Source organism: Sphingomonas sp. CFBP 13720 (assembly GCF_014842075.1).
Classification (GTDB): Bacteria; Pseudomonadota; Alphaproteobacteria; order Sphingomonadales; family Sphingomonadaceae; genus Sphingomonas.
The window spans coordinates 773,810-793,876 of record NZ_JACYVA010000001.1; the positions used below are offsets into that span (position 1 = coordinate 773,810).

General features: G+C 65.0%; 22 protein-coding genes and 2 pseudogenes. 17 read left to right on the forward strand and 7 right to left on the reverse strand.

Going from position 1 to position 20,067, the window contains the following annotated elements:
- Position 1 precedes the first annotated feature (1 nt).
- From IFT55_RS03725 to IFT55_RS03740, 4 genes are all read left to right on the forward strand, one after another.
- Positions 2 to 1,297: an ATP-binding protein gene (locus tag IFT55_RS03725; protein WP_249403544.1), complete on the forward strand. Its 1,296-nt coding sequence runs from the start codon at positions 2 to 4 to the stop codon at positions 1,295 to 1,297.
- A complete protein-coding gene (locus IFT55_RS03730) occupies positions 1,294 to 1,830 on the forward strand; it encodes a response regulator transcription factor (RefSeq protein WP_192089172.1) in 537 nt (178 codons plus the stop codon). The genes IFT55_RS03725 and IFT55_RS03730 overlap by 4 nt, the downstream gene beginning before the upstream one ends.
- 114 nt (positions 1,831 to 1,944) lie before the next feature.
- Positions 1,945 to 3,441: a L,D-transpeptidase family protein gene (locus IFT55_RS03735; RefSeq protein WP_192089174.1), complete on the forward strand. Its 1,497-nt coding sequence runs from the start codon at positions 1,945 to 1,947 to the stop codon at positions 3,439 to 3,441.
- An 11-nt stretch (positions 3,442 to 3,452) separates the two neighbouring features.
- The gene (locus IFT55_RS03740; RefSeq protein WP_192089175.1) at positions 3,453 to 3,818 is read left to right on the forward strand and encodes a hypothetical protein; all 366 of its coding nucleotides are present in this window, start codon (positions 3,453 to 3,455) and stop codon (positions 3,816 to 3,818) included.
- A gap of 42 nt (positions 3,819 to 3,860) precedes the next feature.
- Here IFT55_RS03740 and IFT55_RS03745 read toward each other — a convergent pair whose 3' ends face one another.
- The gene (locus IFT55_RS03745) at positions 3,861 to 4,304 is read right to left on the reverse strand and encodes a DUF805 domain-containing protein (protein ID WP_192089177.1); all 444 of its coding nucleotides are present in this window, start codon (positions 4,302 to 4,304) and stop codon (positions 3,861 to 3,863) included.
- Between the two features lie 60 nt (positions 4,305 to 4,364).
- Positions 4,365 to 5,240: pseudogene (locus tag IFT55_RS03750) on the reverse strand (YifB family Mg chelatase-like AAA ATPase); the annotation flags it as partial.
- Positions 5,241 to 5,305: 65 nt separating this feature from the next.
- On the opposite strand from IFT55_RS03750, the gene IFT55_RS03755 reads away from it, so the two are divergent.
- The 5 genes from IFT55_RS03755 (at position 5,306) to IFT55_RS03775 (ending at position 11,084) form a co-directional block, all read left to right on the forward strand.
- Entirely contained in the window at positions 5,306 to 6,883 is a 1,578-nt protein-coding gene (locus IFT55_RS03755; protein WP_192089179.1) for a recombinase family protein, read from the forward strand.
- Between the two features lie 352 nt (positions 6,884 to 7,235).
- On the forward strand, positions 7,236 to 8,012 hold the full coding sequence (locus IFT55_RS03760; protein ID WP_192089181.1) for a hypothetical protein: 777 nt from the start codon (positions 7,236 to 7,238) through the stop codon (positions 8,010 to 8,012).
- Positions 8,013 to 8,393: 381 nt separating this feature from the next.
- Entirely contained in the window at positions 8,394 to 8,576 is a 183-nt protein-coding gene (locus IFT55_RS03765) for a hypothetical protein (RefSeq protein WP_192089183.1), read from the forward strand.
- A gap of 756 nt (positions 8,577 to 9,332) precedes the next feature.
- Positions 9,333 to 9,893, forward strand: coding sequence for a virion core protein, T7 gp14 family (locus tag IFT55_RS03770; RefSeq protein WP_446740699.1), 561 nt, complete (start codon positions 9,333 to 9,335; stop codon positions 9,891 to 9,893).
- Between the two features lie 615 nt (positions 9,894 to 10,508).
- Positions 10,509 to 11,084 carry a recombinase family protein gene (locus IFT55_RS03775; RefSeq protein ID WP_192089187.1) on the forward strand — a complete coding sequence of 192 codons (576 nt, stop codon included), beginning with the start codon at positions 10,509 to 10,511 and terminating at the stop codon, positions 11,082 to 11,084.
- Between the two features lie 15 nt (positions 11,085 to 11,099).
- On the opposite strand, the gene IFT55_RS03780 is transcribed toward IFT55_RS03775, so the two are convergent.
- From IFT55_RS03780 to IFT55_RS03790, 3 genes and pseudogenes are all read right to left on the reverse strand, one after another.
- The gene (locus IFT55_RS03780) at positions 11,100 to 11,864 is read right to left on the reverse strand and encodes a hypothetical protein (RefSeq protein ID WP_192089189.1); all 765 of its coding nucleotides are present in this window, start codon (positions 11,862 to 11,864) and stop codon (positions 11,100 to 11,102) included.
- 6 nt (positions 11,865 to 11,870) lie between these two features.
- Positions 11,871 to 12,509, reverse strand: a complete 639-nt coding sequence (locus IFT55_RS03785; RefSeq protein ID WP_192089191.1) for a hypothetical protein — start codon at positions 12,507 to 12,509, stop codon at positions 11,871 to 11,873.
- Between the two features lie 91 nt (positions 12,510 to 12,600).
- Positions 12,601 to 13,245 (reverse strand): annotated as a pseudogene (locus IFT55_RS03790) (magnesium chelatase domain-containing protein); the annotation flags it as partial.
- 108 nt (positions 13,246 to 13,353) lie between these two features.
- On the opposite strand from IFT55_RS03790, the gene IFT55_RS03795 reads away from it, so the two are divergent.
- The 6 genes from IFT55_RS03795 (at position 13,354) to yihA (ending at position 16,824) form a co-directional block, all read left to right on the forward strand.
- The gene (locus tag IFT55_RS03795; RefSeq protein WP_192089194.1) at positions 13,354 to 13,599 is read left to right on the forward strand and encodes a hypothetical protein; all 246 of its coding nucleotides are present in this window, start codon (positions 13,354 to 13,356) and stop codon (positions 13,597 to 13,599) included.
- Positions 13,600 to 13,697: 98 nt separating this feature from the next.
- Positions 13,698 to 13,832, forward strand: a complete 135-nt coding sequence (gene rpmH / locus IFT55_RS03800) for a 50S ribosomal protein L34 (protein WP_192089196.1) — start codon at positions 13,698 to 13,700, stop codon at positions 13,830 to 13,832.
- A 56-nt stretch (positions 13,833 to 13,888) separates the two neighbouring features.
- On the forward strand, positions 13,889 to 14,170 hold the full coding sequence (gene rnpA / locus IFT55_RS03805; protein WP_249403545.1) for a ribonuclease P protein component: 282 nt from the start codon (positions 13,889 to 13,891) through the stop codon (positions 14,168 to 14,170).
- Between the two features lie 56 nt (positions 14,171 to 14,226).
- Complete coding sequence (yidD, locus tag IFT55_RS03810) at positions 14,227 to 14,439, forward strand: membrane protein insertion efficiency factor YidD (RefSeq protein WP_192089718.1); 213 nt, start codon at positions 14,227 to 14,229, stop codon at positions 14,437 to 14,439.
- A 19-nt stretch (positions 14,440 to 14,458) separates the two neighbouring features.
- Complete coding sequence (gene yidC, locus IFT55_RS03815; RefSeq protein WP_342029222.1) at positions 14,459 to 16,156, forward strand: membrane protein insertase YidC; 1,698 nt, start codon at positions 14,459 to 14,461, stop codon at positions 16,154 to 16,156.
- Entirely contained in the window at positions 16,153 to 16,824 is a 672-nt protein-coding gene (gene yihA, locus IFT55_RS03820; RefSeq protein WP_192089202.1) for a ribosome biogenesis GTP-binding protein YihA/YsxC, read from the forward strand. Before yidC ends, yihA begins: the two co-directional genes overlap by 4 nt.
- A gap of 15 nt (positions 16,825 to 16,839) precedes the next feature.
- Here the strand turns inward: yihA and IFT55_RS03825 are convergent, their stop codons facing one another.
- The gene (locus IFT55_RS03825) at positions 16,840 to 17,454 is read right to left on the reverse strand and encodes an exopolysaccharide biosynthesis protein (RefSeq protein WP_192089204.1); all 615 of its coding nucleotides are present in this window, start codon (positions 17,452 to 17,454) and stop codon (positions 16,840 to 16,842) included.
- 76 nt (positions 17,455 to 17,530) lie between these two features.
- On the opposite strand from IFT55_RS03825, the gene IFT55_RS03830 reads away from it, so the two are divergent.
- Entirely contained in the window at positions 17,531 to 18,199 is a 669-nt protein-coding gene (locus tag IFT55_RS03830; protein ID WP_192089206.1) for a glutathione S-transferase family protein, read from the forward strand.
- Between the two features lie 108 nt (positions 18,200 to 18,307).
- Here the strand turns inward: IFT55_RS03830 and IFT55_RS03835 are convergent, their stop codons facing one another.
- Positions 18,308 to 19,069: an alpha/beta fold hydrolase gene (locus IFT55_RS03835; protein ID WP_192089208.1), complete on the reverse strand. Its 762-nt coding sequence runs from the start codon at positions 19,067 to 19,069 to the stop codon at positions 18,308 to 18,310.
- 53 nt (positions 19,070 to 19,122) lie between these two features.
- Here IFT55_RS03835 and IFT55_RS03840 point away from each other — a divergent pair, with 53 nt between their 5' ends.
- Positions 19,123 to 19,830, forward strand: a complete 708-nt coding sequence (locus IFT55_RS03840; RefSeq protein ID WP_446740700.1) for a YitT family protein — start codon at positions 19,123 to 19,125, stop codon at positions 19,828 to 19,830.
- The last annotated feature ends 237 nt before the right edge of the window (positions 19,831 to 20,067 follow it).

Sequence of the window (20,067 nt, forward strand, 5' to 3'; positions counted from 1 at the left end):
GATGCAGCTTTCCCCAGCCCCACCGCCCCGGCCTTTGCCGTCCGAAGGTGCGGGCCGCAACATGCGGCTGCTGGTGCAACTGCGCTGGTTGGCTGTCGGCGGACAGCTGGCGACGATCCTCGTCGTCGACGGTCTGCTCGGCATCCGCCTGCCGCTGGTGCCGATGGCGAGCGTGCTGGCCGCGCTGGTGCTCCTCAACCTCGCCACGCTCGCGCGACGTTCGCGATGGAGCGACACCAACCTGCCGCTGTTCCTCGCCCTCGTCCTCGACGTGGCGGCACTGACCGCGCAACTCTATCTGTCGGGCGGGGCGGGCAATCCGTTCGTGTCGCTGTACCTGCTTCAGGTCGTGATCGGCGCGATCCTGCTCGACATCTGGTCCAGCTGGGCACTGGTTGCGATTACCGGCGCGGCGTTCGCACTTCTTGGACCGTTCCATCGCCCGCTGACGCTGCCGCCGGGCTATGCCAGCAGCCTGTCCGACGCGTTCCTGATTGGCAACTGGATCAACTTCGTGTTGGCGGCGACCTTGCTCGTCGCCTTCGTCACGCGGATCGCGGCCAACCTGCGCGATCGCGATGCGAAGGTCGCGCATCTGCATCAGCGTGCGGTGGAAGAGGAGCATATCGTCCGCATGGGCCTGCTCGCCAGTGGCGCGGCGCACGAACTCGGCACCCCGTTGTCGTCGATCTCGGTCCTGCTAGGCGACTGGAAGAACGAGCCGGCGATCCGCCGCAATCCGCGCTTCGCAGCGGAGGTCGACGACATGCGGGCGGAGGTCGCGCGCTGCAAGGATATCGTCTCGGGCATCCTGTTCGCGGCGGGCGAAGTGACGGGTGAGGCGCCGACCCGGACGACGCTGCGTACCTTCCTGACCCACACGCTCGATCGCTGGCGCGGCAGCGACCCGGGCCGCGCGACGTTCGAGGATCGGCTGGGTCCCGATATTCCGATCGTCGCCGACCGCGCACTGGCGCAGGCACTGACCAACCTGCTCGACAATGCGCTGGAGGCAGGCGCGCGATCGATCGCGTTGATCGCGCTGCGCGACGGGCCGATGCTGCGACTGACGGTGCGCGACGACGGCAACGGCTTCGCCGACCGCATCTTGTCGAGCCTCGGCAAGCCATACAATACCAGCAAGGATCGGCAGGGTGCGGGTCTTGGCCTGTATCTCGTCACCAACGTGCTGCGTCCGCTGGGCGGCACGATCGAGGCGCTGAACCGCGACGGCGGCGGCGCGGAAACCAGCCTCGTCCTGCCGGTCGAGTCGCTGGCGCTGGAGAAGACGCGATGACCGCCCCTGCCCCCCGCCTGCTGATCGTCGAGGACGATGCCACCTTTGCCCGCACGCTGTGCCGGTCGTTCGAACGGCGCGGCTATGCCGTCGAGGTGATCGGCCGCCCCGATCGGCTGGACGATGTCGCGCGGGGGTTCGCACCGGGCTTCGCGGTCGTCGACCTGCGGCTGGGCGGCGCATCGGGGCTGGCATGTGTATCGGCGCTGTCGGCGATCGATCCGACGATGCGGATCGTGGTGCTGACCGGGTTCGCCAGCATCGCGACGGCGGTCGAGGCGATCAAGCTGGGCGCGACCAACTACCTGACCAAACCCGCCAACACCGACGAGATCGAGGCCGCCTTCGCAAAGGTCGAAGGAAATACGCAGGCCGATCTGACGGCCGCGCCGACATCGATCAAGACGCTGGAATGGGAACATATTCACCAGACGTTGGCCGATACCGGATTCAATATCTCCGAAGCGGCACGGCGGCTGGGCATGCACCGCCGCACGCTGGCGCGAAAACTGGACAAGCGGCACCTGTCGTGAATGGGGGTGCGAATCTGCCCCCACCCTGTGCTAGGATGCCGGCAACGGGGGAACGGTTCATCGTGGAGCAGGTTGATTCCGTATAGGTATGACCCCCACCGGATCTTTGTGAGGATGACAGCGATTTTCGATACCCGCCACCGCTTCGCCATCGCCCTGCGCGCCACGTTGCTGTCCGGCATCGTGCTGACCGCCGCAGGGACCGGATCGGCACAGGTGCTGCCGCCGCCGGTCGTACCAACGATCACGCCGAACACGCCGATGGTACAGCCCGTCCCGGCGGCTCAGCCGCTGCCTGTGCTGACCGCGACGCAGGAAAGCGAACTCATCCGCCTGCTGGCGCGCGACGCCGTCGCGCAGGGGTTGAAGGACCGCGAAGCCATCGCGACGCTGACCGGCCCGGCGCTGGTGCAGGCCGCGCTCGACCACGCCCATGCGGTCCGCTCCGGGCGGCTCGATACCGCCGATTTCCAGACCGACTGGGCGATGCGCCCGCAACCGTTCGATCCGCTGCCCTCGTTCCGCGACGCCGTGGCGCGGGGACGGCTGGCGGCATGGGTCGCGTCACTGCCGCCGCCCTATGCCGGCTATGACACGCTGGTCGCCGGACTGGCCCGCTATCGAAAGATCGCGGCGGCAGGGGGGTGGCAACCCGTCGGCCTCGGCTCCGAACTGCGGCTGGGCGGTCGTGGCGCGCAGGTCGCGGCGCTGCGACGCCGGCTCGCGGTCGAGGATACGGCAGTCACGGCGACGGGCGACATGTTCGACCAATCACTGCTCGACGCCGTACGCCGGGCGCAACGCCGCTATGGGCTGAACCCCGCCGGACAGGTGGGTGCACAGACGTTGGCATCGCTCAACGTGCCGGTGGGCGAGCGGATCAAGCAGATCAAGGCGAACATGGAACGGTGGCGCTGGCTGCCGACCCAGCTCGAAAAGGACCGTATTCAGGTCAATATCGCCGCCGCCGTGCTGACGGTGTTCGACGGCGATTCGCCGGTCACGTCGATGAAGGCGGTGACGGGCCGTCCGGGCGACGAGACGCCGATGCTGACCTCGACGATCCACAGCATCGTTCTCAATCCGCCATGGAACGTGCCCTCGTCGATCGCCGAGAAGGAATTGTGGCCCAAGGAGCGCGCCAATCCTGGCTATCTGCGGCGCAACGGTTTCCGCGTGATCGATACCGGCAACGGCGGCAAGCGACTGCAACAGGCGTCTGAACAGAGCGCGCTCGGCCGGTTCAAGTTCGATTTCGACAACCCGTTCGCGGTATATTTGCACGATACGCCGGCACAGGCGGGGTTCGGACGGTTCGACCGGCTCGCCAGTCATGGCTGCGTCCGGCTGGAAAAGCCGGAGGATCTGGCCCGGCTGCTGTTGAAGACCACGCCCGAATGGCCCGATACGCAGATCGATACCGTGCTGGCGTCGGGCAAGACGGTGCGGGCGCAGGTCGCGACCCCGGTCAAGGTGTATCTGCTGTACTGGACCGCGTTCGCGACGCCCAACGGGACGATGAGCTTCCGCGAGGACCCGTATAAATGGGACGGCGTGCTGGCGAACAAGATCGCGGCACGCTCCGCGCGCAGCGAACTGGCCGCGAAATGAGGGGGATGACGATGACCGACCGGATGCGGACGATGATGCTGGCGGGCGGCGCACTGCTGCTGGCGACCGGACTTGGCGCGTGCTCCGATCCCGAACCGGAAAGCGCCCCGATCGAGAACAGCGCGTTCGACGAGGAAGCACCGCCGCCCTCGCCCGAACCGACGTTCGAGCCTGCGCCGCCGCCGGTCGTGGAAAACTTGTCGGCGGTGGCCCCCGCCGACGACCTTCCCCCACCGCCGCCGATCGCGCCGGACGAACAGGTGCTCGACGATGCCTCGGCGACCGGCATGACGTCGCGCTCGACCCGCGGCGAACAGACGCAGGACACCGGCACCGAAGACGCCAGCGATCAGACGCAGCAGGAACAGGAACAGTAGGAAACGGACGTCGCGCCTTCGACCGAAGGCGCGACGTCACGATCAATCGAATACGTTCAGCGGACCTTGCGGATTCTTCGGATCGGGTCCGAAGCGGTTGTCCCCTTCGGTACCCGGCAGGAACGCCAGCACCAGCAGCGCGATCGACGCGAAGAACCCGACCACCGGGATCAGGCTGAGGACATAAAACAGCAACAGCCACCAGCCGCTCATGTCGCGATCATGCAGCCGCCGGACCTGCACCGCCAGCGACGGTATCAAGATCGCTACATAGTATAGGCCGAACGGCGCAAGGACGATCAGACCCGCCCCGGCGCCGCGCTCCATCTGCCCTATCGCGCTCAGACCGCCGCCGACCAATATGGCCACCATGACAAAGGCGAACGCCACCAGAATATTCAGCAGCGCGAACATCCAGTATTCCATGCGCCGCGACCGCCCGGAAAAATCGGCGAACCGCCTAAACGGCAAGAACATCCATTCCATCTTCATGCTCCTATCGTTGCACTACCGAAACTGTCGTTAAATCGGGACGGTTGCAACCGTTCAACTCACCGGCGGACGCCGCCGATAGCTCAGTGCCTCCGCGATCTGCATCCGCCCGACGCGCTCGATGCCATCCAGATCGGCGATCGTCCGCGCCACGCGCAGCACCCGCGTATAGCCGCGCGCCGACATCCGCATCGTCTCCGCCGCCTGCGCCAGCAGCGCGCGTCCCGCATCGTCAGGCGTGGCATGCGTATCGAGCAGTGGCCCGTCCGCCTCGGCATTGGTGCGGGTGGCGGTGTTGGCATAGCGCGACCGTTGCACCATCCGCGCCGCCCCTACGCGTGCGGCCACCTCCGCCGATCCTTCGGCGGGCGGCGGCAGGACCAGATCGGCGGCGCTGACCGCCTGCATCTCGATATGCAGATCGATCCGGTCGAGCAGCGGACCGGACACTTTCGCCTGATAATCGGCAGCGCAACGCGGCGCGCGGGCGCAGGCGAGCGCCGGATCGCCTAGATGCCCGCAACGGCACGGGTTCATCGCCGCGACCAGTTGGACCCGCGCCGGAAAGGTGACGTGCGCATTGGCCCGCGCCACGCTGACCTGCCCCGTCTCCAGCGGCTGGCGCAGCGAATCGAGCACGGCCCGCTGAAACTCCGGCAGCTCGTCGAGGAACAGCACGCCCAGATGCGCCATGCTGACCTCGCCCGGCTTGACCTTTAATCCGCCGCCGGTCAGCGCCGCCATCGACGCCGAATGATGCGGAGTACGGAACGGCCGGACGCGGGTCATCCGTCCACCGGTCAGCGTCCCGGCCACCGACTGGACCATCGACACTTCCAGTGCCTCGGCGGCGTCGAGCGGCGGCAGGATGCCGGGCAGGCACGACGCGAGCAACGACTTGCCCGCCCCTGGCGGCCCGACCATCAACACTTAGAGGACTTCGGGGACCGCAATTAGCCCCCACCATCGACAGATGGAAACCCGAAGGACCCGCTATGTACCTCCAGCCGATCAATCCCGCTCCCCGCACACCCGCGTCACAACCGAAGGTCTACAGCTATTCCCGCTGGTCAACGCCGGAGCAATCCAAGGGCGATAGCAGCCGTCGGCAGGCGGACGCGGCCGACCGCTGGGCAGCCCGGCATGGCTACCAACTGGACCTAAGCCTTAGCATCACCGACGAAGGCGTCTCGGCGTTCAGGGGGACCAATGCGGTCGACGGTGGATTGAGCCGGTTCCTGGAAGCGTGCCGACGCGGATTGATCGAGGACGGTTCCTTTCTCCTGGTAGAAAGTCTGGATCGTATTAGCCGCATGGCACCCCGCAAGGCGCAGCGGCTCATCGACGACATCGTCGACAATGGTGTCACGATTGTCACCCTCTCGGACGACCAACACTACACCGCCGAGCGCCTGGACACCGACCCCACGGCGTTACTGATTGCCCTTATGGTGTCCTGGAGGGCTCATGAGGAGAGTAAGACAAAGGGACGGCGGGTGGCGGAAGCATGGGACGCCAAGCGGCAAAGGGTTCGCGCCAACCCCGCCGAACGGCTCACTAAGCGGGGCCCGTCATGGTTGATCCCAACCGATGACGGGAGGTGGGCCGTCGACGCACCGAAAGCTGCCGTTGTCCGCCGCATCTTCGCCATGGCCCTGAAGGGAATAGGGGAACATGGCATTGCCGCCACGTTGCAGCTGGAAGGCGTGCCCATGCTGGGCAGGGGCAAGCACTGGCACCGATCCACCGTGTCCAAAGTCCTGCGGAACCCGGCCGTTATCGGAACCCTGATCCCCGGCCAAATTCGGTTCATGGATGGACAGCGCGTGCGCGTTCACGAACAGGCCGTGCCTGGAGCCTTCCCGGCTGTGGTGACGGAAGCCGATTGGCTGGCGGTACGGGCGTTGAAGGACGGCAACGCCCACGCGCCCCGTGGCCGCAACGCAGGCCGCACGATTGCCCATGTGTTCGCTGGATTGGCTCGCTGCCCCCTCTGCGGCTCGGCCATGGGTCGAGTGAACAAGGGCGCACCGGGCAAAGCTGGGGTTCCCAAGCTCGTCTGTAGCTCCGCGAAGGCGAAGGCCGGTTGCCGCTATGTTTCCGTCCCGGCTGAACAGGTGGAAGCCGCGTTCCTTCAGGGCTGGGCGGCGCTCCTGGACGGATACCCTACCGCGAACGGCGGGCATGACTGTGACGAACAGCGGCGGAACCTAGAAGCGGCAATCTGGGGAACGGAGGACCACTTAGAGAACCTGTCCGACGCCTTGAAACGCGAGCCGTTGCAAGCGACCATGCGTAAAATGGGAAGGGTGCAGGCGGAGCTTCGTTCTATGCGAACGGAGCTTGAAGCCTTGGAACAACAGCGCGCGATGGCCGACCGGGGCCTAATAGAAACTCGGCTGGGCAACCTTCAGGACCTTATAGAGCATGAGGACGGTCCCGACCGCGCCGCTATTAATGCCGCGCTGAAGGTCTTGCTAACCGGTGTCGTGGTCGACTTTGGTACGGGTCGCCTGCGGTTTCAGTGGCGGCAGGGAGGAGAGACAGCGTTGCTGTACGCTTGGGTCGACTAGCAAAGCGAGGTGGGGAAAGCGCCTAGCGCGTGCCCCATCCGCAATTAACACCCACCCTCGGAGGTGGGAAACTATTAGGTGTAACTGAAGGACACCTTCAGGCCCGCCCACCTCCACCATTCCCTCTTCCCCAGACAGGTGACCTCCCGGCTGACGTAGCGGGTCGAGGTCCCTTGTGGTGCGCCTTGCTTCCGGGAGGGGCGTAGCGAGGCGCACCACCGCCACCCTCCCAATTCAGTTTTGGTCAGAGTGACCAAAAGCCCCGTCGTGCCCCTCCATGGTCCGACGGTCGACCGCTGGCGTCCTGCCAGCATCCTTGCGCCCCTCCAGCGCCCCTAACGAAAGAACAGTGATGCCCGACCTCATGACCCCACCGACTCCGCTGGTTGCGGACACGACCGGCAGTTCGGAGACCTTCCACAAGCTCCGGTCCTACGACATCGATCCCGAAGACCAAGAACTGGCCACTTCGATCAGCCACTTCGACCCGCACGCGACGCCAAGCCCTATCGAAATCGAAGGTGACTTCCGCGCCCCTGCCCGGCTTACGGCTCGTGCCCTTCCCGACGCTATGCGTCGCGAGGTAGAGCTGAAGATTGTCGGGATGCCCGCTGGGGAAAGCCGCGACCAGAAGGAACATGAGTTCACCGTCGCAGCTCTCCGACAGAACTCGCTCGGCGTGCGTGTGCGCCTCGGCCTCGGTGCCGGTGCAAATCAGTACCAACGAGAAACCTTTGCACTCCAGCGCGACCTGGAAAAGGTCGAAGCGGATGCGGCGGAGATCATGAACTCGTTGAACGAAGTCGTCCGCCTCGACGTGACCGGCGTTGATCCGGTGACCGGTGAGCAGCTGACGAAGACCGTCTATCGTGTCGAAGGCGATAACCGGCGCGGCCTTGAGCTGCGCCATGCCGACCTGATGCGGAAGCTCGCGGCACTCGAAGGCATTGAAGGCGAACGCCGCCTCAAGCGTGCTTTGTTCGAGGCAGTCGAGAGCGCAAAGCAGTCCCAGGCGCAGGTTGCTCGAATGTCGAAGGCTCGCGCCATGGCTGATGAAATCCTCGAACGCGAGGAAGTCGAGCATCTGGCCGCAGCCTTCGCTGCCAACCGCCGTCACCATATCGGCTAATGGCGCGGTACTCCGTTAGCGGAAGACGCTGGCACGGGGTGCGGTATGAACGAGCGTCCGGTCCTGACCCGTATGGACCGGACGCTCCCGGTTATTCCGACCGGAACCGTGAGACCACCACGGTCCTGCGGAGCGGCATAGTCCAGGTCGACATCGGGGCACCCGTGGTCCGCCTGCCGGGTGAGGGAAAGCGGCAGCTGGAGAAGGCTCCCGCCCCTCGCCCCACTACAACTCGCACCGAACCCCTCGATGCCCCCGAAGAACCTATGCCGGTTCCGCCGAAACCAGCGCGAGCCGCTTCGGGCAAAGAGCCTTGGGGCCTCAATCGCGACGGACGATGACACCCCAGCCCTGCACAATCCCGATTATGAGGAAACCATCATGACGACTTTGACGCATGTCGAAGCTTGGGCTGCGATCCCCCGCGACCTTGAAGCTGACGACTTCTCCCGTTTCCGTGGAGAACTTCCGCCTGACGATGCCATCGAGACTGACTTGGGGGGCGGATTGACGCAGGTCACTTACGTCGACACCCCCGCCGCGTCCTTCAACCAGGTGAGCTGACCATGGGACGGCCTCGCAAACAACCGCCCCTGATCGTGCCCGAGGGCTCGCAATACTGCTTTGATTGCGAAGCCGTCCTACCGGCTGCGTCCTTCGCGGTTGATCGGAACCGCCACGATGGCAAGCGTATCATCTGCCGCACCTGCGATCACGCTGCGCGCCTCGTCCGCACTAAACAGCGGCGGGCGCGTCTGAAGCGTCAACTGGCGGCGTGACCGTGAGAACGTCTCTCCGCTCGCTCATAGATGCGAAGTGCCGTGAATGTATCCATGATCCGGGTGCACCGGGAACGTGGCGCGAGCAGGTCGCCCGGTGCAGTGGGGTGAACTGTCCCCTGTACCCTGCCCGCCCGGTCCCCCGGAGCCATGCAGCGTAAAGGCTACAAAGCGGCCTGAAAATCGGTGTCGAGGGGCCAAGGTAGGTGAGACTACCTCACCACAGCCCTTCGACTCCCTACATGCCGCTTTGGGCCCCTTACGCCCGCATCCTGACCATGCCACGCCGCAATGTCCCTGCCCCGGTTCCATCGGGGTCCAAGTGGTGCTTTCAATGCGCCGCCGCGCTGCCAGTTCAGAGCTTCCCAGTGGACCGTAGGACCGCCGACGGTCGCAGCTACGCCTGCCGCCCTTGCACCGCAGCGAAACAACGACAGCGCCGCGCCATCAAGACCATCCTGGCGGAGACCTATGCCCGCCTGAACCCCTAGCGAGAGCAACACAATGCCCCGCCGCTTCCTTACCAGTCCAGTCCCGTAACGTGTGCGATCCTATTTCTGCCGCAGTAGTAGTTGGCGTCATGTCGACGGCTACCGCAGCCGCCAATGTGTCGGCGCAGATCAAAAGCGCAAACGCGCAGACGAAAGCAATCAACGCGCAACGCACCGTCGTGCGCGAGGAAACGCGCCAGAAAGCATCAGCGGAACTGTTCGACAGCATGCGCGAAGGTCGACGAGAGCAGGCCAAGATACGCGCAGCATCCGGCGAGGCCGGGCTGTCACTGTCCTCTGGCGGGTCCATCGAAAGCCTATTGCTGGATAGTGCGATGCAAACAGAACTCGCCAACGACCGAACCATCGCCAACATGGAAAGCCGTCACCGCGCGAACGAGGCGGACGCGGACTCTATGCTGTCGCGTATCCAGAAACCAACAGCCCTCGGTGCAGGCCTTCAGATCGCTTCAGCGGCCGCTAGCGGCTGGGCTGGCGTTGAGAACGCTAAAATCCGCACCCGCCCGAGTAACGTCGACCTAGGGTTCACCACCATGGACGACGTTAACGATTGGCTGAAGACACTGCCAAAGCGCCGCAAGGCGAAATAGAGCTTTAGTCTAGCTGCAAAAATCCGAAGCGGGATAACGCATCGCGCAATTCCGCCCTACCCCCCATGGGGGTGCCCTACCGCCGTTCCATTGGCCTGATCTTCACGGTAATGGATGTTTGTTTTCAGTGACTTAGCCCGTAGTTCGCACTAAGGAGGGACTCCACAGAAGGGGGGTCTCATGACCAGTAACGAGTACAACACAACGGCGGAGATGCTTGCCGACCATCCTGGCCTGCGGGTCACTGCGGTTCGCTTCCGGGTCCGTCGACTGCTCGCGAGCGAAGCTATTGCGAGTGCTGAAGCGGGTCCAGATGCTCTCCCGCTCATTTCGCGCTGGCACGAACTACAAGCATCCGAGGCAAAACCTAAGCGGGTGACCGAACGACATGCCGACCGTCGCCCGTCGGTCCATCGCACGGCAATGCGGGCAGCGCGACGCCGGGAGGCAGCCGCCTACCCCGCGCCGGTCTGGACGTCCTCCTAACCCGTCACGGGCTGTATCTAAATCGTTCGGTTTAGGTACAGCCCGTTCAGCTGTATCGGAATGTAGCTTGACAGCCATTCCGATCCACTCCTAATAACGAGCCACGGTTTCGTTACAGGAGTTCAATCCATGGCTCGCACCTTCGCTTACTGCCGCGTCTCCACTGCCGATCAGACCACGGACAACCAAGTCCGTGAGATTGCCGCAGCCGGGTTCGCCGTCGAGCCCAAGCGGGTTGTGGAAGAGACTGTCTCCGGTTCGGTGGCAGCTATGGAACGCGGCGCGTTCGCCCGTCTTGTTGATCGCCTGGAGGCAGGAGACGTCCTAATCGTCACCAAGCTGGACCGGCTGGGCCGCAACGCGATGGACGTGCGCGCCACCGTCGAACGGCTGGCAGCGGACGGGGTTCGGGTTCACTGCCTCGCCCTGGGAGGCGTCGACCTCACCAGCGCAGCCGGGAAGATGACTATGGGCGTCCTATCGGCCGTTGCAGAGTTCGAGCGGGACTTGTTGATCGAGCGGACCCAGGCAGGACTGGCCCGCGCAAAGGCAGAGGGCAAGGCCCTGGGGCGTCCCTCGGTCCTCACGGTGGACCAGCAGGAGACCGTGAGGGCTCGGCGGGCCGCTGGGACGTCCCTGGGGGTCCTAGCAAAGGAGTTCGGGGTCAGCCGCGCCGCGATCCAACGCATAGAGAAGCGGGCCTGATAGGCCCTGCTTTTTTCATTTAAGCGGGTACTTACGGATTACGTTTGCGAAAAGGTCCTCTACGAAGGCAACCACCTTCGCCCTGCTAAAGACGACACCCGACGGATGCGCTGCACTGTTGCGGGTTCCAAGCTTCTCATCAAGTATCTTCCGAACATCGTTCGAGACGACGCCCGCAGAGCGGCAGAACTCTATGAACTTATTTTCTGGCATCTCCCCGAAGTCATCGCGAACAGCGACTTCCGTCACCTTGACCCGCTTGTCAGTATTTGCCGCCAGAGCCTTGTTAAAGGCGTCTTGATGCTTGATTAGGATCAACTCGAAAAGGTGGTCTAGGGTCAACAGCCACGCCATGATGATGGTCGCACGGTAGGCGTGGACCCCGAAGCAGGCGAGTGCCTCTCTCAAGAACTCCTTCCGAGCACCTTCGGGCAGTTCGTCGACCAACCGCTGTAAGTCGGCGGGGATGTCCAGCACGGCCGTTTCTAAGCCGATCAACCCGGCAAGCCGCTCCCTGGCATGGCGTTCCAGCCGGTAACCGCCCGTGCCAACCTTGACGTACTTCGGCGGCTTCCCCTTCAGCCCTTTCGAGAGATACTGGGAGATCGATGCAGGCACCGCCAGGTCGCAATCGCGAAAGCAGTTGCTAATCTTGGCCGCAGTCGCACTAGCCGCCCCTGCAATCTCCGTGAGGTAGTAGGCAAACGCGTCTATACGCTCTCCGGCTGCAAGGTTGCTGGCCCCCTGAAGGGAACTGTAGAAGCCGCTCGCGCTACCCAAATCCTATCAGTCCTTCTTCTTCAAATCGTGTTCATAATGTGTGTCGCCAATATGCGTTATGGAAATAGCATCCAGTTTCTCGAACTTGATGAAGTGCCGCTTGGCTCGCGTGTCGTACAGGGCCTGCGCAAATGCTTTCGGCGGCTTAACCTTCACGATACGATAGCAAGTAAATATTTGGTCGGCCGTAAACGGATTAATACCTGCATCGTGGGCTAGGTAATGACCAAAGAACAAGACCGTTTCCTGATGCCCCTTCAACGCATACAGGTCGAACGCTTCAACCAGGCCAGGCAGCTTCAGGTCAGGGTCGACGCGGGGTTCATACTTCGCCTTCTTTGAAGCAGCCCCCTCTATCGGATTGGCTGCGCGACGGCGGCGAGGCGGGGAGCGGCGCCCTTTACTAAGCTGATCGTCGGCCTCTTGCGGTTCCGCGTCGACCTCTGCGTCGTTGGACGAAGTCTCGTCCTGTGCCGCAGCGAGCGGCGGCGCAGCGGGGCGCGCATCGGCCGAACTTGAAACCGCCCCGCCGAAGAACTTGCCTACGTACTCCCGGAACTCCGAGTGCATTTCTTTGATGAAGGCGTCGTCGCCCTCGGCTTCAAACATACCCTCCGATAGGCTCACTCGCAGTTTAGCAACCATAGCTCCCCCATTCCAATCTTACGCGAAGCGCGCCCCCCTCCAGTAGGTTAGCGGTACTCTTGCGCTGCGCAAGGTGATTGGTCCTTTACGTCCCGCAAGGGAACAGATTGTGCCCGCCCGCCGCCGCGATCTCCAGCGCGCGCCGCGCGGTTTCCTGCCCCTTCACCTGGCGCAGATCGGTGCCGTGGACGAAATCCTCCGCGCCGCCGGGCGCCGGCGATCCCAAAATCTGCTCGCCCTTCAGATGATTGAGCAGCGCCAGCAGGTCGGGCGCCGCGACCACCGGTGTGCCGGCCCATGCGGCCTCTGCCCCCTGCGCCGCCGGACAGATCAGCGCGACGCCATCCTGCGCCGCCAGCATCGCGGCCAGCAGCACGCCGGGCGACGCAGCGATGCGCCCGTCGAGGCTGAGTTCGCCGACCACCAGATGATCGGCCAGCCCCTCCGCATCGACCACCCCCATCGCCGCGAGCAGCCCCAGCGCGATCGGCAGGTCGTAATGCGATCCTTCCTTGGGCAGGTCGGCGGGCGACAGGTTCACCGTGATCCGCTTGGGCGGCAGCGCAAGGCCGATCGCGGCGATCGCGGCACGCACCCGTTCGAGGCTCTCGCCCACCGCCTTGTCGGGCAGCCCGACCAGCACGAACGCGGGCAGCCCCGGTGCCAGTTGCACCTGCACCTCGACCCGCCGCGCCTCCAGCCCGAGATACGCCGCCGTCGATACGATCGCGACCATGTCCGCCCCTGTTGCCCGTCCCCGCCTGCGTGCATAGCGGGTTTGACGGCGGAGGGAATGCCGCCCGCGTGTCTTGCAACCGCAATACACGGCTGGCATGACCCGTGGATGCGGATCATCCTTCTCGTCCTCGGCGCGTTACTGATCCTCGTCACGCCGGTCGCGGCGTTGCTGCCGGGACCCGGTGGGATCTTCACGTTCGCCGCCGGACTGGCGCTGGTACTGCGCAACTCGCGTCGGGCGCGCCACCGCTTCGCACGGACGATGCGGCGCTATCCACGGATCGGCGGGCTGGCGGATCGCGCCCTGCGCCGGCCCAGTGCGAAGCGGCGTCGGGTGCGCGCGGCGCGTTGACTTCGCGGCGGTCCCCCCGTAAAGGCGCACGGCACGCGGCCGCCGTCACTGGCGGCTTTTTACGTTTTACAGCAGTTCGAATACCCGGGGAATGAGTGATGAAGCGGACTTTTCAGCCGAGCAACCTGGTACGCGCCCGTCGCCACGGTTTCCGCTCGCGGATGGCGACTCCGGGCGGTCGCAACGTGATCCGGAAGCGCCGCGCGCAGGGTCGCAAGAAGCTGTCGGCCTGATCCAGATGGTTCGCCGCCGGGATTATCTGGCGGCGAATGCAGGACGACGGGCACCGATGCCCGGTTTCGTCCTGCTGGTGCGCAAACGCGCAGCCGGCGAACTCGCTTCCGCCGATCAGGCGATGCGAATCGGCATCACGGTATCGAAGAAGGTCGGGAACGCCGTCGTCCGCAACCGGATGAAACGGCGTTTTCGCGCGCTCGCCGCCGAAATGCTGCCGGAGATCGGCATCGCGGGTGCCGACCATGTCCTGATCGGTCGCGCCAGCGGCATCGAACGGCCGTTCGACGATCTGCGTTCGGATATGGCCAAGGCGCTGCGCAAGGTCGCGCGCTGACCGTGACGAAGGGTGCGAACCCCCGTCCCGGTCCCCGCGCCGGCCCGCCCCCCGGCATCGCCGCGCGCGCGCTGATGCTGATCGCGCGCGGCTGGCAATTGGGGCCTTCGCTGGTCCTGCCGCCCTCGTGCCGGTATCAGCCTTCCTGTTCGGCCTATGCAATCACTGCCATTGCCCGCTATGGCGCGGCGAAGGGCGGGTGGCTGGCGGCGAAACGTATCGCGCGATGCCATCCGTGGGGCGGGCACGGCCACGATCCGGTGCCATGATTCAGACGCAGGGGTTTGCGTGAAGGACGATCAGAAGAACTTCCTGCTGTTCGCAGTGCTTGCCGCACTGCTGCTGTTCGGCTGGCCGTATATCGCGAACCATTTCTTCCCGACGGCGAACCCGCCGGTGACGAAGGTCGAGGATGGCAAGAGCAAGGTCGTGCCGAATCCGGCCGCCGATCCTGCCGCCGACGACGCCAATGCCATCCGCGACCGCATGGTCGTCCTGCGCGAAACGCCGCGCGTGGCGATCGAAACCCCCGCCGTGCGTGGGTCGATCAACCTGCGCGGTGGGCGGATCGACGATCTGGTACTGGTCCGGCATCGCGAAACCATCGCCAAGGATTCGCCGCCGATCCGCCTGCTGTCGCCGTCCGGTACGGCTGACGCCTATTTCGCGCAGTTCGGCTGGAGCGGAACCGGCGTCGCCACGCCCCCTGCCGACGCGCTGTGGACCGCCAGTGGCGGCAAGCTGACTCCGCAGACCCCCGTCACGCTGACGACACAGGCCGGCAGCCAGCGCTACCAAATCCAGATCTCGGTCGACGACGGGTACATGTTCACCGTCCGCCAGAGCGTGTTGAACACCGCGTCACAGCCGGTGCAGGTCGCGACCTACGGCTTGCTCAGCCGCCGCGGCGCGCCGGTCGACAAGGATACGATGACGATCCAGGTCGGCCCGATCTACGAAGCCGGCAACGGCGTAAAGTTCGGCGTCAACTATACCGATATCGACGAAAAGCCCGAAAGCTTCTCGACCGAGGGCGGCTGGGTCGGGTTCACCGACCATTACTGGCTCGCCACGCTGATCCCCGATCCCCGGACGCAGCACACGCTGAAGCTGCACGGCCGCGACCAGCGGCATCAGGCCGACTATAGCTCGCCCACGCCGACCGCGGTCGCGCCCGGGCAGACGATGACGCAGACCGCGCGCTTCTTCGCCGGCGCGAAGGAAACCGACCGGCTCGACGCCTATGAGGAACAGGGCGTCGCGCACTTCGGCAACGCGATCGATTGGGGCTGGTTCAGCATCGTCGAGAAGCCGATTTTCGTCTATCTCGACTGGCTGTTCCGTCTCGTCGGCAATTTCGGCGTCGCGATCATCCTGCTGACCTTCACCATCCGCCTGCTGATGTTCCCGATCGCGCAGCGTCAGTTCGCGTCGATGGCGGCGATGCGCGCCGTCCAGCCCAAGCTGAAGGCGCTGCAGGAGCGGTACAAGAACGACAAGCCGCGTCTCCAGCAGGAGATGATGAAGCTGTACAAGGAGGAGAAGGTCAATCCGGTCGCCGGATGCCTGCCCACCCTGCTCCAGATTCCGGTGTTCTATGCGCTGTACAAGGTGCTGTTGCTGACGATCGAGATGCGGCACCAGCCGTTCGTCGGGTGGATCAAGGATCTGTCCGCGCCCGATCCGGCAACCATCCTGAACCTGTTCGGCTATCTCGACTTCACCCCGCCGCATTTCCTCGCGATCGGCATCGTGCCGGTGCTGCTGGGCATTTCGATGTTCTTCCAGTTCCGCCTGAACCCGGCGCCGATGGACGACATGCAGAAGCAGGTGTTCGGGATCATGCCGTGGGTGCTGATGTTCATCATGGCCCCGTTCGCGGTCGGATTGCAGGTCTACTGGATCACGTCGAACATCCTGACGATCGCGCAGCAGCAATTGCTCTATTCGCGCCACCCGGCCCTGCGGCAGGCGGCAGCCAAGTGAGCGACCTTCCGCCCCCGCCGCCCGGTGACGAAGACCGCTTCGATCCCGAACTGATCGAAGCGGCGCGCAAGATCTTCGCCGGGCCGATCAATTTCCTGAAATCGGCCCCCGCGCTCGAATATCTGCCCGATCCGGCGGTGCCCGAAATCGCGTTCGCCGGTCGGTCGAACGTCGGCAAGTCGTCGCTGCTCAACGCGCTGACCGGACGGACCAGCCTGGCGCGGACCTCGGTCACGCCGGGCCGGACGCAGGAGCTGAACTTCTTCGACGTGGGCGAACCGCTGCGGCTGCGGCTGGTCGACATGCCGGGCTATGGCTTTGCCAAGGCGCCCAAGGACATGGTTCGCAAGTGGCGCTATCTGGTCAACGACTTCCTGCGCGGGCGGCAGGTACTCAAGCGCACGCTGGTGCTGATCGATTCGCGCCACGGCATCAAGGACGTCGATCGCGACGTGTTCGAAATGCTGGACAAGGCGGCGACCAGCTATCGCATCGTGCTGACCAAGACCGACAAGATCAAGGCGACCGAACTCGACGCGGTCTATCACGCCGTGTCGGACGAGGTCCGCAAGCGTCCCGCCGCACATCCCGACGTCATTTCGACGTCGAGCGAAAAGGGCATGGGCATCGCCGAATTGCGCGCGGCGGTAATCGAATCGATCGGGTGAGGCCGGACGCGGCGCTTACCCGCGCGCCGCGAACAGTCCCGCGCCCACCGCGACCGCGCCGATCGCCAGCGCGCATGCGAACAGCATCAATACGCCGTCGCGCACCAGCAGGGCGATGCCGAATGCCATGATCGCCGCCATCGGCGCGGTACTGGCAAGCGGCAGCAGCTCCAGTGGCGGCACCGTCAGGCACAGCAGCATCACCGCGATCCCTGCCACCTTGACCATCGGCCCACGCGTCAGCATCGGCAGCCGGCCGTGAAACCACCGGTCCATCCGGTCCGCGATCGGGCGGGTCTTGTCCGCGACCTTGACCAGCCGGTCGCCTTTCAGCCCACGACGGCGCAGGAAGCCGGGTAGCCAGAGATGCTCGCGGCCCAGCACAAGCTGGATCGCCAGCAGGATCATCACTACCGCCATCGCCGTCGGCAATCCGGGAATGCTGCCCACCGGGGATATGTCCACCAACGGAAGTATGATGAAGAACGGGCCATAGGCACGACTGCCCAGTGCTTCCAGCATGTCGCCCAATTCCGCCTTGTCGTCCCCGGCCTTGCAGCCGAGTTCCCGAAGACGGTCCAGCACGTCGCCGACGCTGTGCGGGTCATCGCCCGTGTCGATTCCAGCCATCGGGATCGAACGGATTGCCCCCCGCCCGGTTCCGAAACGGTCGACACGCCGCCCGGGCCGTGGCACCACCGCGCCCATGCTGAAGCTTATCCTCGGAAACAAAGCCTATTCCTCATGGTCGCTGCGCGGCTGGCTTGCGGCCAAGCTTGCCGGGCTGCCGTTCGAGGAAGTGGTCGTCCCGCTCTACGATGCGGACTGGGACCGGCGGCGTGAGGGCGACGAGTTCGCGCCATCGTCGGGCAAGGTGCCGATCCTGTGGGATGGCGACGATATCGTCGTGTGGGACAGTCTGGCGATCGTCGAATATCTGAACGAGAAATCGGGCGGGGATCGCTTCTGGCCCGCCGATTCCGCCGCGCGTGCGATGGCGCGGTCGATGGCGGCGGAAATGCATTCGGGCTTCGCCGCGCTGCGCCGCAAACACAGCATGAACGTACGGCAGGTCTATGAGCCCACGCCGCCCGACGCCGACGTGGCAGCCGATCTGACCCGGATCTACGAGCTATGGGCGCAGGCACGGGCGCGGTTCGGGCATGGCGGCGACTTCCTGTTCGGCGAGTTCGGCGCGGCGGACATCATGTTCGCGCCGGTCGCGACGCGGATCGTCACCTACTCGCTGCCCTGCCCGCGCTTCGCGATGGGGTACATCATCACGCTCATCAATCATCCGTGGATGCAGGACTGGATCGCCGGCGCACAGGAAGAGGAATGGGTGCTGGAACAATATGAACAGCCGGCGGCATAGCCTGCGCGCCGGGTCGAGCCGGTAGCGGCGACGCGGACGGGGCGGCAATTGCCGTTCGCATCGCGATCTCGACGGAACACCGGCGCGGCAGCGCGCCGCAAACCACGCCTATCCGCGCAAGAAGTCCGCGATCGCCTGCCCCAGTTCGGGCTTTACCACCGCGCTCATATGCCCGCCGGGCGTTTCCACCAGTCGCGCATCGGGCAGCAGGTCGGCCAGCGCCTGATGGCTGCCATTGTCGTCGTCATCGCGCCCGGCCAGCACCAGTGCCGGCTGCGTGATCGCCGCGATGTCGGCACGCGGCGTGTCGACGAACGTGTCCAGAATGCCCAGCAACGCGACGGGATCGCCGCCGGTCGTCTTCAGGAACGCTTCGGCGCTCCATTCGGGCGTTCCGCGTTCGAAACTGCCGAGGTTGGTCAGGATGTTGCGGAAATGCGCGGCGCGATGACCGGTGTCGAGCAGGCCTTCCAGCCCCATCCCCGCGACGATGATCCGCGTCGGCGTCGCCCCCATCGTCAGCATCCGCACCACGGTACGTCCGCCCAGCGAATATCCGCCAAGGTCATAGTCGGTCAGCCCGAGATGCGCGACCAGCGCCAGCCCGTCGCGTGCCAGCGCATCGGGTGGATAGGCCGCCGCGCCATGCGGCCGGTCGCTCTGCCCATGCGCGCGCAGGTCGGGCATGATGACCCGGTATCCGTTCGCCGCGATCCGTGCGGCATGACCGTACCGGATCCAGTTCGTCGCGGCGTCGCTGAAATAGCCGTGAATCAGCACGACCGGGCGGCCCTCGCCCAGTTCGTGCCATGCCAGTCCGGTGCCGTCGAACCCGGCGAAGCGATGCGTTGCGGTCGGGAAATCGGTCACGATATCTGCCTTGTCGCGGGTGTCTGCCGCCCCCCTATGCGGGGTGACCGCGCGTGTCGAGCGCCGGCCTCTTCCAGCCTGCGCAATCCAATGCTACGGCCACGCAACAAACATACGATGATGGGGGAGAGGATGCCGGTCGACCGGAGATTCATGCCATCGCCCCCGCCGTCCCCCACAGCCGTTCCGAAGACGTTTATGCCATCGCCGTCGGCTGCGTGATGATCGCGCTCGGCCTCGCGCTGCTGCGCGCGGCCGGGCTGGTGACCGGCGGCATCGCCGGGGTGGCGCTGCTGGTATCCTATCTGGTGCCGCTGCCGACCGGGGTGCTGTTCACGATCATCAACATCCCGTTCTTTTTCTTTGCGAAAAAGGCGATGGGCAGCCGGTTCATGTGGCGCACGATCGCGGTCAACGCGGGCATCGCCCTGTTCTCCAGCATCGCGCGCTATGGCATGCGCGTCGTCGACGTCCATCCGGCGTTCGCCGCGATCGCGGGCGGCACGGTGATTGGCATGGGCATCCTCGCGCTCGCGCGGCACGATGCCGGGGTCGGCGGAACCGGCGTGGTCACATTGTGGCTGCAACGCACGCGCGGCTGGAACGCCGGGCGGACGCAGATCGCGATCGATATCGGCATCCTGCTGATATCGTTCTCGGTCGTCGCCCCGACGCAGGTGGCATGGTCGGCGCTGAGCGCGGCGGCGATCAGCGGCATCCTGATCGCATGGCATCGTCCGGGGCGATATACGGGATATTGAACGCGGGTCGGGCGCGATACGCCCGGGCAAAAGTCACAAAGGTCACACTCGCCACATTTGTTGCGATGCGGTCGTCCGATGGCCGTAAACGGCCGGAAACAGGGTCGTAAAAGCACTTTGTGGAGGATGGCAGCGTCGCCGCATGTAGGACAGGGCTTTCGTCACACGATCGATCACCCTGCCGTCAACAGCCACATCCCGGCTTGCGGCCATGCCGCTGGCATGGGGGGCAGTTCC

Coding starts and splice junctions, on each gene's coding strand:
- rnpA (WP_249403545.1), top strand. CDS start 13,889: ATGCCCGGTTTCGTCCTGCTGGTGCGCAAACGCGCAGCCGGCGAACTC.
- IFT55_RS03830 (WP_192089206.1), top strand. CDS start 17,531: ATGCTGAAGCTTATCCTCGGAAACAAAGCCTATTCCTCATGGTCGCTG.
- IFT55_RS03725 (WP_249403544.1), top strand. CDS start 2: ATGCAGCTTTCCCCAGCCCCACCGCCCCGGCCTTTGCCGTCCGAAGGT.
- IFT55_RS03825 (WP_192089204.1), bottom strand. CDS start 17,454: ATGGCTGGAATCGACACGGGCGATGACCCGCACAGCGTCGGCGACGTG.
- IFT55_RS03765 (WP_192089183.1), top strand. CDS start 8,394: ATGACGACTTTGACGCATGTCGAAGCTTGGGCTGCGATCCCCCGCGAC.
- IFT55_RS03785 (WP_192089191.1), bottom strand. CDS start 12,509: ATGGTTGCTAAACTGCGAGTGAGCCTATCGGAGGGTATGTTTGAAGCC.
- rpmH (WP_192089196.1), top strand. CDS start 13,698: ATGAAGCGGACTTTTCAGCCGAGCAACCTGGTACGCGCCCGTCGCCAC.
- IFT55_RS03730 (WP_192089172.1), top strand. CDS start 1,294: ATGACCGCCCCTGCCCCCCGCCTGCTGATCGTCGAGGACGATGCCACC.
- IFT55_RS03745 (WP_192089177.1), bottom strand. CDS start 4,304: ATGGAATGGATGTTCTTGCCGTTTAGGCGGTTCGCCGATTTTTCCGGG.
- IFT55_RS03760 (WP_192089181.1), top strand. CDS start 7,236: ATGCCCGACCTCATGACCCCACCGACTCCGCTGGTTGCGGACACGACC.
- IFT55_RS03795 (WP_192089194.1), top strand. CDS start 13,354: ATGCGGATCATCCTTCTCGTCCTCGGCGCGTTACTGATCCTCGTCACG.
- IFT55_RS03775 (WP_192089187.1), top strand. CDS start 10,509: ATGGCTCGCACCTTCGCTTACTGCCGCGTCTCCACTGCCGATCAGACC.
- IFT55_RS03755 (WP_192089179.1), top strand. CDS start 5,306: ATGTACCTCCAGCCGATCAATCCCGCTCCCCGCACACCCGCGTCACAA.
- IFT55_RS03740 (WP_192089175.1), top strand. CDS start 3,453: ATGACCGACCGGATGCGGACGATGATGCTGGCGGGCGGCGCACTGCTG.
- IFT55_RS03735 (WP_192089174.1), top strand. CDS start 1,945: ATGACAGCGATTTTCGATACCCGCCACCGCTTCGCCATCGCCCTGCGC.